The sequence below is a fragment of the Liquorilactobacillus vini DSM 20605 genome, assembly GCF_000255495.1.
Taxonomy (GTDB): domain Bacteria; phylum Bacillota; class Bacilli; order Lactobacillales; family Lactobacillaceae; genus Liquorilactobacillus; species Liquorilactobacillus vini.
Genome location: NZ_AHYZ01000142.1, coordinates 1 through 11,969 on the forward strand (window position 1 = coordinate 1; position 11,969 = coordinate 11,969).

An 11,969-nucleotide genomic window follows, 5' to 3' on the forward strand; every position below is an offset into this window, starting at 1 on the left:
CCATTAGCAACAGTACTGAAGGTTTATATCGGCTTGGCAAAGACAGCCAAGTTCAGCCAGGTTTAGCGACTAAAACTCAGGTCAGTGACCATGGACTAAAATATACTTTTACGCTACGCAAAAACAGTAAATGGTCTAATGGTGATCCGGTAACGGCGAAAGATTTTGTTTACTCTTGGCAACGGACAGTTAATCCGAAAACCGCTTCTGAATATGCCTATTTATTCGATGGAATTAAGAATGCCACTGCTATTACCGCTGGCAAAAAACCCGTTTCAGCACTGGGAATCAAAGCAAATGGCAAATATAAGTTAACGGTTACTCTAGATAAAAACATCCCATATTTTAAATTGTTGATGGGCTTCACTGTCTTTTTCCCACAAGATCAAAAAGCCGTTAAACAATTTGGTTCAAAATATGGTACAGCCGCTAAATATATGGTTTATAACGGGCCTTACAAAGTTGTCGGTTGGAATGGTTCAAATTTGAACTGGAAATTAGTTAAAAATAATAGTTACTGGGATCATAAAGCTGTCAAATTAAGCAAAATAACCTTCCAAGTTACTAAGAGCAATTCAACAGCTTATAATCTTTATCAAAATAAAAAGTTGGATGAAGTTTATTTAGATGCTGAACAAGCTAAGCAACTGAAAAATAATCAAGATTACGTTTCTTTGAAACAATCGCGAACTAATTATCTTGAATTTAATCAAACTCAAAAATTATTTAAAAACAAAAAGATTCGCCAAGCGCTTTCATATGCTGTTAATCGTCAACAACTAGTTACTAAAGTTTTAGGCAATGGATCAGTTCCTTCTAAGAGCATTGTTTCAACTGGTTTAGCTAAGTATCAAGGAAAGGATTTTGCTACAGCGGCTGCAACCACTGCTGGTGTCAGTTATAATCAACAAAAGGCTAAACAGCTCTGGCAGGCTGGTCTCAAAGAATTAGGCCTCAAGAAAGTCAGTTTTACTTTAATGGGTGACGATGATGATGTCAGTAAAGCTGTTACCACTTATCTGCAAAGTCAGTTTGAAACACATTTACCAGGATTAAAAGTCAATGTTGAAAATCTGCCGAAGAAAACTCGTATTACCCGAGCAAGCAATGGCCAGTTTGACGTCGTTTTATCGGGCTGGGCAGCTGACTTTTCTGATCCAATCAGTTTTTTAGATTTATTCACCAAAAATAATCCTTACAACGATGGCAAATGGAATAATTCAACTTACAACAAATTGATCGCCGCTTCTAAGACAACTGATGTTAATAATCAAAGCAAACGCTGGAATGATCTAGTACAAGCTTCAAAAATTTTAAGTGAAGATCAAGGCGTTGCTCCACTGTATCAATTATCGCAAGCTCAATTATTGCGCAGTGATGTCAAAGGGATTATTTACAATACCGCTGGTGTTCAGTTCAACTTTAAGAATGCTTATATTGCTAAATAATAAAAATTTTTTAATAACAAAAAAGGAGTTTAATCTTTGATGCGTCCACTAAGGATTGCTTTAAAAGCTAATCTTTAGTACTTGATTCATCGAAAGAATCAGCTCCTTTTTTCATGCTCAAAAACTTAATTGTTTACTACCGCATAGTCAGTTATCATCATTCTAGCGGCATTTGCGACCGCTAAGAAGGTAACACCCACATCTGCAAAAACTGCTTGCCACATGGTTGCCAAGCCCAATGCTCCGAGTAATAAGAAAATCGCCTTGACTCCTAAAGCTAACGCAATATTCTGCATAGCAATTTGGCGAGTTTTTTTAGCAATTTTAATTGCTGAAGTCACTTTAGTTGGCTCATCTGTCATAATGACAAGATCTGCCGCTTCGATGGCCGCATCCGTTGCTTTGGCACCCATAGCAATCCCCAAATCAGCCTGCGCTAAAACTGGTGCATCATTGATCCCATCACCGACAAAAGCCAAATTCTTTTTAGACGACTTTTGTTGATTAAATTCTTGCATTTTAGCAACTTTTTGTGCTGGCAGCAGCTCAGCGAAAACCTGCTCAATTCCTAAAAACTTTCCAACTTGGTCAGCAACTTGGTGCTTATCACCTGTCAGCAAAGCTGTCTTCAAGCCGAACCTTTTGAGTGATTTGATTGCCTGCTGACTATCAGGTTTAATTTCGTCAGCAATCAAAATCGAGCCAGCAAAACTACGATCAATCGCCACATAAATTATGGTACCAACACCGGATTGCTGGGAGAACTTAATCCCTTGACTTACTAGCAATTTTTCATTACCAACTAATACTTGATGGTCATTTAGCTGAGCCCTAATTCCTTGACCAGAAATTTCCTGATAGTCAACTACTTTAATCGGCCAATCAGGTTGACCATTAGCTACCCGTAATGAAACTGCAGCTGGATGATTTGAAAAGCTCTCAGCTGTGGCCGCCAATTTTAATACTTCTGAGGCAGTAAAACCATTGCTAGTTTTTATTTCCGTTACTTTAAAGTTTCCTTTTGTCAAAGTTCCGGTTTTATCAAAAACGACCATTTGTAAGTCATTTAATGCCTCCAAATAATTACTGCCCTTAATGAGAATGCCAGCTTGGGCAGCCGCTTTGATTCCGCCAAAAAAAGTTAGTGGAATTGAAACAACTAACGCACATGGACAAGCAATTACCAAAAAAACAGGCCACGATTGATCCATTCTGCCCACGATGCGTCTGATCCAATTAATGGCGGGATAAACGCTAAAGCTACCGCTGTTAAAACAACGATTGGCGTATAAACTTTGGCAAACTTCGTAATAAATTTTTCAGTTGGGGCTTTTTGACGACTGGCATTTTGAACCAAGTCTAAAATCCTAGTCATGGTTCCCTCAGCAAATTTTTTGGTAACTTTAACTGTCAACAAACCATTTTTATTGATTGAACCCGACAAAATTTGATCACCTTTACTGACTTTCTGTGGTAAAGCTTCACCTGTCAAGGCAGTGGTATCTAATAAAGACTCCCCACTAATAACTTTTCCATCCAGCGGAACTCTTTCTCCCGGCTTTACCATAATCAAGTCGCCAATTTGAACTTCTTCAGGTTTGACCTGTTTGATACTGGTTGATTTTTTCAAATTAGCATAATCTGGCCGGATCGCCATTAATGCTGATATTGAAGCTTGCGATTTTTTAACCGCTGTTTCCTGTAAGAATTCACCTAACTGATAAAAGACAATGACTGCTACTGCTTCTGGATATTCACCCAACATCCAAGCACCAATTGTTGCCAAGGTCATTAAAAAATTTTCGTCAAAAAATTCCCCCCGCAAAATATTTTTCCCCGTCGCTAACCAGATTTGCCAGCCTGTCAGCAAATAAGCTGTTAAAAATACCACCAATTTAATCTCGGCTGAAAAATTCGAGTTAATACCAATTAAAAAAATAATTGTTCCCAAAAATAAGGTAGCTTGGGAAAACTTTTCAATTGAGAGATGCTGGAATCGAAATTTTGGCGACAAAGCAAGTTTTGAATTGTATTTTTGCACAATTTTGCTGACTCGAGTAATTATTTTCCCCGGCTTGCTTGAACTTTTAATCAGCAGTAATTTATTAGCAAAGTCAATTTTCACCAAATCAAGTTCGTTTAACTGTTTAAGTTCCGTCTCAATTGCTTGAGCACAAGTAACACAGCATAATTTTTTAAATTTAAATTGATTTTGTTTGCTTGCTGTAGTCATTGTTAATTGCCTCCCATCAAGGTAGCTGCTCAGATTTAAAATTAATATTTGCTCATATGTTCATTTATATTATAAAGTTTGTTGAATTAATGGTCAATCTAATTATTGTTCCACTAAAAAAACTGAGACAAAATTCAACTTTGTCCCAGCTTCAAAAATATCACCTTTAGACCGGTTAATTTTTATGATGCAAAACTGATTGTAGCTTATCACCCCAATGGTCGATCTGTTTGGATGCAAAAATTGTTGTCCCAATTAAAATTCCGCCAACGATCAAGCCACCAGCCAGTAAAATTTTTAAAATTTGTTTAATTGCCTCCACTTGCAGCATTCCTTTCTATTCAGTTATCCTTTACTCTGCCGTTTCTTTTGCCATTCACGATAAAGAGCAAAGATAAACTGGCTAAGAGTCAGTAGCAACGATAATTTTGACCAAAAACTAAATTTGTTGATTTTTTTCAACTAATTCACCACCTAATTCCGGTTAAACCTGCTCTAAGTTCCCACTATATGTTTATTATATAGGAAACCAGCAATCAGATGCTACTGACAAGGCTTAGCCGTAAAAAAAAGCCTGGTCAATCTTTCAACCAGACTTAACTATTTTGATTTGTTTAATCTCGAGCTGAGGGCCTTTTTCATAGCAGTTGCATATTTCTTTAGTTCAGTTAATGTTTGCTGCTTATTTTGAGCAATAATTTTAACAATTGCTGAGCCCACAATTACACCATCAGCCACTTGGGCTACTCGCGCCGCTTGTTGAGGTGTGTGAATACCAAAGCCAATAGCCACCGGAACATCAGTTGCTTGGTGAATCTCAGCAACCATTTTTGCCAAATCAGTGTTGATCTGATCGCGCACTCCAGTTACCCCCATCGATGATACTGCATAAACAAAACCAGTTGCATCTTTGACAACCGATGGGATCCGCTGACCAGAAGTCGGTGCCACCAAAGGAATCAATGCAACACCATATTTTTGGGCAAAGGGCAAAACCTCAGCCCGCTCTTCAAAAGGCAAGTCGGGAATAATCAAGCCGCCAACTTGTAATTTGGCACAACGTTTAAAGAATTTTTCATAACCGTACTTAAATACATTATTTAAATAAACCAAAAAAGCTAAGGGAACTTGACTTTTTTGCCGCACAGCTGCTACCAATTCGAAAACTTTATCCGTAGTTATTTCAGCAGCAAATGCCCGCAAATCGGCAGCCTGAATTACTGGGCCATCAGCTACCGGATCACTAAATGGAATACCAATTTCGATAATATCTGTTCCTGCTTCTGCTAAGGCCAAGATTTGCTTAACTGATTTTTCAAAGGTCGGATCGCCAGCTGTTAAAAAACCAATGAACGTTTTTGACGATTTTTTAAAAGCATTGGTTAAAGTTGTTGCTGGTTTGTTATTAGTCATAGATTTCTTTCCCCCTATAACGTGCAATTGCTGCTACATCTTTATCACCACGACCAGATAAATTGCAAACAATGATTTGATCAGGGTTCAACTTGGGAGCTAATTTTCTAACATAAGCTACGGCATGGCAGCTTTCAATGGCTGCTACGATTCCTTCTGTCCGAGCTAAATATTCAAAAGCTGCCACCGCTTCATCATCAGTAATTCCAACATACTCTGCTCGTTTAGTTTCAGCCAAAGCTGCATGTTGTGGACCAATCCCCGGATAATCAAGTCCAGCAGAGATCGAATAAACCGGTGTGATCTGCCCATCATCATCTTGCAGAAAGATTGATTTCATTCCATGAAAAACTCCAGTACTGCCGCGCTCAATCGTTGCAGCATGTTGATTTGTATTAATACCTTTGCCGGCTGCCTCACAACCGATCAGCTTGACAGTCGGTTCATCAATAAAATGGTAAAAGGCCCCAATTGCATTGCTGCCACCGCCAACACAAGCGACAACTGCATCTGGGAGTTTCCCAGTTTCAGCTAAAAGCTGCTGCTTGATTTCTTGGCTAATCACTGACTGAAAATCAGCAACCATCTCTGGAAAAGGATGCGGTCCCATGACTGAACCGATTACGTAATGAGTATCTTCTGTTCGCCGACTCCATTCACGCATTGCTGCATTAACTGCGTCTTTGAGGGTCCCTGTCCCAGTTTTAATTGAATTGACTTTTGCACCTAGCAATTCCATGCGGTAGACATTTAAAGCTTGGCGTTTAGTATCCAGCTCTCCCATAAAGATTTCACATTCCATCCCCATCAAAGCCGCCACCGTTGCCGTAGCAACTCCATGCTGACCAGCACCAGTTTCAGCTATCACCCGTGTTTTGCCCATTTTTTTGGCTAACAGAATCTGGCCTAAGACATTATTGATTTTATGTGAACCAGTTTGATTTAGGTCTTCACGTTTTAGGTAAATCTGAGCACCCTTTAAATCAGCGGTCATCTTTTTGGCATGGTAGAGCAATGACGGCCGATTAGCGTATTTCTGCAGTAAAGTCCGCAGTTCAGTTTGAAACTCGGGGTCATTTTTATAGTGCTCATATGCAGTCGTTAGATTTTTGACTTCATGCATCAAAGTCTCAGGAATATACTGTCCGCCGAACTCACCATAACGACCTGCCTGCTGAGTTATTCTAGTTTGTTTTGTTGGCATTTCTGACTCTCCTTATAAATTCGCTTATTTTTTGTACATCCTTTTTTCCATCAGTTTCAACCCCAGAACTAACATCAACCATGTCAGGGTTGACCGTGGCTATCGCTGCCACTATGTTTTTAGGATTCAACCCGCCAGCCAAAATCAAGGGATGTCCTTGATTATTAATTTGCTGCCAGTCAGCTAAACGGCCTGACCCTGGCTGCGGTGCATCAAACAGCCAGTATTCGGCCGCAAAATGTCGTGGCCATTGCGGTTGAATAACTTGAAAAACTTTCAATCCCAGCCGATGCAGCCAAGTTAGCTGATCTTTCGTCAAAGCTAAATGCAATTGAACCGCCTGAATAATTTGTGATTCAGCTAAGCTGCGAATTAATGCTGGCTCGAAAGTTGTTAAAACAGCAACTGTTTGAATCTTTGTATTCAATAAATGTCTTAAACGAACTGCTTGTGAAAAATTGACTTGACGTGAACTCTTGGCCAAGACTAAGCCAACATATTCAGGCTGTAAAGCATTCAAAACGGCAGTCGTAGCAGGATCTTTAATCCCACAAATTTTTATTTTAGTCATTGCTAGCAGTTCTCAACTCCTTAATCACGGTTGGCTTATCCGATGCCCGCATCAAATACTCGCCAACCAAGATACCGTTAATTCGTGCTCGGGCTTTTAGGTCAGCGACATCAGCGGCTGAATGGATCCCACTTTCAGAAATTACTAAACGGTCCTGAGGAATCAATGAACTTAGCCTGATCGTTGTTTTTAAATCAACTTTAAAATTAGTCAAATCACGATTATTGATACCAATAATTTTGGCAGGAGTTGCTAAAGCCCGTGTTAATTCAGTTCGATTATGAACCTCAACAATCGCCGCTAACTGCAGCTTCTTTGCCAAAGCCAAATAATCTGCGAGCTGCTGATCCGATAAGAGTGCTGTAATCAACAAAATAATTGCTGCACCAGCTGCTTTAGCTTCATAAATCATATATCGATCAATCGTGAAATCTTTTCGCAACAGCGGGACTTGGCTGTGAGCGGCAACTGCAGTCAAGTATTCCAAGTTCCCCTTAAAATGTTTCTCCTCAGTTAAAATTGAAATTGCACTGACCTTTGCCCGCTCATAAGCTTGCGCGATCTGCATATAAGGCAGCTGGTTAACGATCAAGCCTTTCGAGGGCGAAGCTTGCTTAATTTCTGCAATGATACTTAGTGCTGGTTGACGTAAGTCTGTTTCAAATTGCTGTTGACCGTTAGTTAGCGGTAGTTGGGCACAAATTTGCTGCAATTTTTGCAGTGGAAGCTTTTTTTCCCGTTCATGAAGCTTTTGCGTAGTAGACGCCGCTAATTCAGTTAAAATCATGCAACGTTCACATCACTATTCGTTAATTTGACAAATTCAGTTAACTTAGCAAGTGCTTGTCCACTATCCAAGATTCTTTGTGCCTTTTCAAAGGCTGGCATTAAAGCTAGCTCGGGTTGGGCAACGTGAATTGCAGCAGCTGAATTCAACAAAACCACGTCACGTTTAGGTCCAAGTTTACCACTTAAGATTTCGCGTGTAATTTGGGCATTTTCTTGTGGAGTACCACCAATTAGCTCAGCTGGCTGACAGCGGTGCAAGCCAAATTCTTCTGGCGTCAGTTGATATTGCTGTTGGTGGTTGCCTCTGAACTCAACTACATTAGTTGGACCAGTTAAAGTAATTTCATCCAAACCATCCGTTCCATGAAAAACCATCCCTGCTGTCACTCCAAGTTTTTGCAGCACTGTCGGTAAAGTTTCCAACAGTTGGTCATCATAAACTCCGAGCAATTGCATTTTGGCCGCCGCTGGATTTGCCAACGGCCCTAAAATATTGAAAATCGTTCTAAAAGCCAGTTCTTTGCGAGCTGGTGCAACATAGCGCATCGCCTGATGATATTCTTGTGCAAAAAGAAAACAGATGCCAATTTCATCTAGTATACGAGCTGAATTTTCCGGAGAAGTGTTGATGTTAGCTCCCAATGCCTCTAAAACATCAGCTGCTCCGCTTAACGATGATGCTGCCCGATTACCATGTTTAGTAACTGGAATACCAGCGGCTGCAATAATAAAAGCACTCGTTGTTGAAATGTTAAAAGTATGTGCCTGGTCACCACCAGTTCCAACAATTTCTAAGGTAGATTGGTGCTTAGTGGCAAACGGCAAAGCATGTTGACGCATAGCCGCTGCGGCACCGGCAATTTCATCAATTGTTTCACCCTTAGCTGTTAGTGCGGTCAAAAAGGCAGCGATTTGAATATCCGATGCTTTTCCGGACATAATTTCATTGATTGCTTTAGCAACAGTTTCATAACTTAAATTTTTTCCAGTGACAGCTTGTTGAATGGCTTCTTTGATCATTATCTTGTTCCTCCTTAATTTGAACATCTTGTAGTCTCAACTATTTATAATTTTTTAATTACCATCGAAATTTTTCCATTATTAACCTCCATAAAAAAATCCGCCCATAACAACCAAATGTTAAGGACGGATCCCCCCGCGGTGCCACCTTAGTTTGTCGCCTAAACAAGCCTGCTTCAAAAATTGAAGCCTGCTAATATAAACGACACTCTTTTCAGGATGCTAACACATCCCTGATAACTGACGTATATCTCACGTTGCGGAGTACTAACAAATTCTGATTTGCGTTGACCGCACCCTCCGTGGTCCATTTAATAATCTGTGTTCAGCCGGATTCTCAGCAACGCCGGCTCTCTGAATAAGCATAATTATCTTGATCTCCACTTCAACGGTTTGTCTGGACGAATATTAAGTTAAACTTAGGTTAAACCTTGATTATAAAATTGTCAACCTTAAAAATAGTTGTTGAGTCTTAAAGTTATCGGCTAAATTGTTTTTTAAATTTGTCGTCAAAATTTATGCCATAATTTGAGAAAAAATTGCGAAATTCATCCAGTGTTGATCCATAAAGATTGACAGGAGCAATGATTTGACCGCCACATTCCGTTACATTTAAAATTGTAAAAGAAATTGCCAACATTCCCGAAGCAACAGCAACCACTCCCACTCCTCGTTCCAAAGCTGCAATTCGCTTTTCCAGCACTTGCCCAGTCGGATCGCCATCGCGTGAATAATCAAAGCGGTCAGTAGCTTGACCAGTTACGATTTGCTCAGCAACTTCAGTATTTGTTAACCCAAAAGCAGCTGTTTGATAAATTGGAACTGACGAAGCATAATGGTGTTCTTCTGGACGATAACCAGCATGAACTCTTTTAGTATTAAATTTACAATCAGGCAAAGTTTCCACGCTCTTAATTTGTAGATAAATTTGTTGAATTTAATCATTAATCGCAACAACTAATGCTTGTTTTAAATCAGCTTTTAAATCAGCTGCCTCCTCAATCCCGACTGCCAAGCGAATCAGCTGCGGGGTTATTCCGGCCGCCAAGCGTTCTGCAACTGGCAATTCGGCGTGGCTCATTTCATAAGGTAATTCAGCTAAACTTTCCACGGCCCCTAAACTAACTGCCAGTTTGAATAGCTGCAAATGATTAACAAATTCAGCCGCATCAACATTTGGTGCTAACTCGAAAGAAAATACCCCACCAAAGCCATGACACTCAGCAACAGCAACTTGATAGTCCTCACTATTCGGCAGGCCTGGATAGTGAAGACAGGCAATTTGCGGTAATGGTTGTAAGAACTTGATCAAAGCTGCAACGTTTTCCATTTGTCGATCAAGTCGCAGTGCTAAAGTTTGAATTCCACGACGTACTAAACTGGCATCTTGTGGCGATAAAACTCCACCCAAAGCATTTTGAATAAAATAAATTTTTTTGCCTAATTCGGCGGTTTTGGTAACTACCAAACCAGCAATTACATCTGAATGGCCGCTTAAATACTTAGTTGCTGAATGCACCACAATGTCTGCTCCAAGCATTAGCGGTTTTTGCAAATATGGAGTCAAAAAAGTATTGTCAACAATCGTGAGCAGACCAGCTTGACGAGCTAGCTGTGAAACTTGCTTAACACTTGTTACCCGTAAGAGTGGATTAGAGATTGGCTCAAAGTAAATTGCCTTAGTATTAGGCTGAATGGCCGCTTTGATCGCCGTTAAGTCGCGAGGATCAACCGAGGTAAAAGAAATTTCTCGTTCTTTAAAATATTGATCCAATAAACGATAAGTTCCACCATAAATCTGATCACCAACAATCAGATGATCACCTGGCTTAAAAATTGCTAAAACAGCGTGAATTGCGGCCATTCCAGATGAAAAGGCAAATCCACAAGCCCCTTGCTCTAACTGCGCGATTTGTTTTTCTAAAAATTCACGGGTCGGATTTCCTGAACGAGCATAATCCCATCGCACCGATGCCTGTAATGAACGATACTGATAAGTTGAAGAATTATAAATGGGAACATTTATCGCACCGGTCTGATTATCATTAATTGCTTGACCATGAACTACCTGGGTATTAAAGCCTGTCATAATTAACCTCCTTTACTTAAACCTATCAAAAAAGCATTTTCGCCCATCACTAAAAACTAGCTAAGGACGAAAATGTTTTCGTGTTACCACCTTAATTTGAATAGTCTTTACAAACTATTCCTCAGTAGGTACTTTGACCATACCCTGACTTGTTATCGGAAGTACCCGCGACTACTTAATTGTTTTACTGCAACTCAGTAATCGAATTACTCAGTAAGACCATCTTCAACTGCTTATGATTATTGCCTTTCAGCGACTCAGTAACTCTCTAGAAATCAATTTGCCAATTTACTCATCTTACCGTTTGAACTAATTTTCACTATTTAAAATATTCAAAGCTTCTCGGAGCTTTTCTTGCTGTTCTGGCAACAATTTTGGATAACTTAATGGTAATTCCTTCATTCGCTCAACAATTATATTTGAGACACACATTCTTGAATACCATTTATCATCTGATGGGATCACATACCAAGGATTATTTTCAGTAGCAGTTTGATTGATTGCATCCTGATAAGCTTTTTGATAATTTTTCCAATACTTGCGTTCTTTAATATCAGCTTCTGAGAACTTCCAATTATGACTAGGCAACTCAATTCGCCGTAAGAACCGCTTGCGCTGCTCTTCCTTAGAAATATGCAAGAAAAACTTCAAAATCAAAAAACCATTGCGGGATAAATATTTTTCAAAGTAGCGAATATCCTCATAACGCTGCTTAAAAAAATGCTGGTCAACTTGAGCTGGTTTATCAATTGAACCCAAATGAGCATTTAAAACTATTTCTGGATGAACGCGACTAATCAGAACATCTTCATAATATGATCGGTTAAAAATCCCAATCATTCCTCTGGCTGGAACATGTTGATGGATCCGCCATAAATAATCGTGATCCAACTCCAGGTTTGTTGGCTGTTTAAAACTTGTTACCTGACAACCTGCTGGATTAATCCCACTCATGACATGCCGAATCATACTGTCCTTACCAGCCGCATCCATCGCCTGAAAAACGATAAGAACACCATATCGGTTCTGAGCTGACAACATTCCCTGTAATTCAGTCAATTTATCGATATTTTCAGCAATTTGGGCTTTGATCTGATTCTTTTCGATCTTTGCAGTTGCTGCGGTCAAAGCCTTCTTCAAGTTACAAGTATCAAATTTATCATAACGATAACTATCAGCCAACGTCATTTTGTTTCCTCCTC

The 11,969-nt window shown here is 39.7% G+C and carries 10 protein-coding genes and 1 pseudogene; 1 reads left to right on the plus strand and 10 read right to left on the minus strand.

Translation table 11 applies throughout. From position 1 onward, the window contains the following. A partial coding sequence (locus ON15_RS07930) for a peptide ABC transporter substrate-binding protein (RefSeq protein WP_026049542.1) occupies positions 1 to 1,448 on the plus strand: 1,448 nt, incomplete at its 5' end. Positions 1,449 to 1,573: 125 nt separating this feature from the next. On the opposite strand, the pseudogene ON15_RS12215 reads toward ON15_RS07930, so the two are convergent. From ON15_RS12215 to ON15_RS07975, 10 genes and pseudogenes are all read right to left on the minus strand, one after another. Beyond that, positions 1,574 to 3,681 (minus strand): annotated as a pseudogene (locus tag ON15_RS12215) (heavy metal translocating P-type ATPase). 175 nt (positions 3,682 to 3,856) lie between these two features. Continuing rightward, positions 3,857 to 4,003, minus strand: a complete 147-nt coding sequence (locus ON15_RS11800) for a hypothetical protein (RefSeq protein ID WP_169313785.1) — start codon at positions 4,001 to 4,003, stop codon at positions 3,857 to 3,859. Between the two features lie 278 nt (positions 4,004 to 4,281). After that, on the minus strand, positions 4,282 to 5,094 hold the full coding sequence (gene trpA, locus ON15_RS07940) for a tryptophan synthase subunit alpha (protein ID WP_010580965.1): 813 nt from the start codon (positions 5,092 to 5,094) through the stop codon (positions 4,282 to 4,284). Further along, on the minus strand, positions 5,087 to 6,298 hold the full coding sequence (trpB, locus tag ON15_RS07945) for a tryptophan synthase subunit beta (protein ID WP_010580966.1): 1,212 nt from the start codon (positions 6,296 to 6,298) through the stop codon (positions 5,087 to 5,089). The genes trpA and trpB overlap by 8 nt, the downstream gene beginning before the upstream one ends. After that, positions 6,279 to 6,869 carry a phosphoribosylanthranilate isomerase gene (locus ON15_RS07950; protein WP_010580967.1) on the minus strand — a complete coding sequence of 197 codons (591 nt, stop codon included), beginning with the start codon at positions 6,867 to 6,869 and terminating at the stop codon, positions 6,279 to 6,281. The genes trpB and ON15_RS07950 overlap by 20 nt, the downstream gene beginning before the upstream one ends. Then, the gene (gene trpC, locus ON15_RS07955) at positions 6,862 to 7,656 is read right to left on the minus strand and encodes an indole-3-glycerol phosphate synthase TrpC (RefSeq protein WP_010580968.1); all 795 of its coding nucleotides are present in this window, start codon (positions 7,654 to 7,656) and stop codon (positions 6,862 to 6,864) included. The genes ON15_RS07950 and trpC overlap by 8 nt, the downstream gene beginning before the upstream one ends. After that, the gene (gene trpD, locus ON15_RS07960) at positions 7,653 to 8,678 is read right to left on the minus strand and encodes an anthranilate phosphoribosyltransferase (RefSeq protein WP_010580969.1); all 1,026 of its coding nucleotides are present in this window, start codon (positions 8,676 to 8,678) and stop codon (positions 7,653 to 7,655) included. Before trpD ends, trpC begins: the two co-directional genes overlap by 4 nt. A gap of 478 nt (positions 8,679 to 9,156) precedes the next feature. Beyond that, positions 9,157 to 9,576: a PLP-dependent transferase gene (locus ON15_RS07965; RefSeq protein WP_010580970.1), complete on the minus strand. Its 420-nt coding sequence runs from the start codon at positions 9,574 to 9,576 to the stop codon at positions 9,157 to 9,159. A gap of 39 nt (positions 9,577 to 9,615) precedes the next feature. Further along, positions 9,616 to 10,767 carry a trans-sulfuration enzyme family protein gene (locus ON15_RS07970; RefSeq protein WP_010580971.1) on the minus strand — a complete coding sequence of 384 codons (1,152 nt, stop codon included), beginning with the start codon at positions 10,765 to 10,767 and terminating at the stop codon, positions 9,616 to 9,618. Positions 10,768 to 11,076: 309 nt separating this feature from the next. After that, positions 11,077 to 11,955, minus strand: coding sequence for a polyphosphate kinase 2 family protein (locus ON15_RS07975; RefSeq protein WP_010580972.1), 879 nt, complete (start codon positions 11,953 to 11,955; stop codon positions 11,077 to 11,079). Between the last annotated feature and the right edge of the window lie 14 nt (positions 11,956 to 11,969).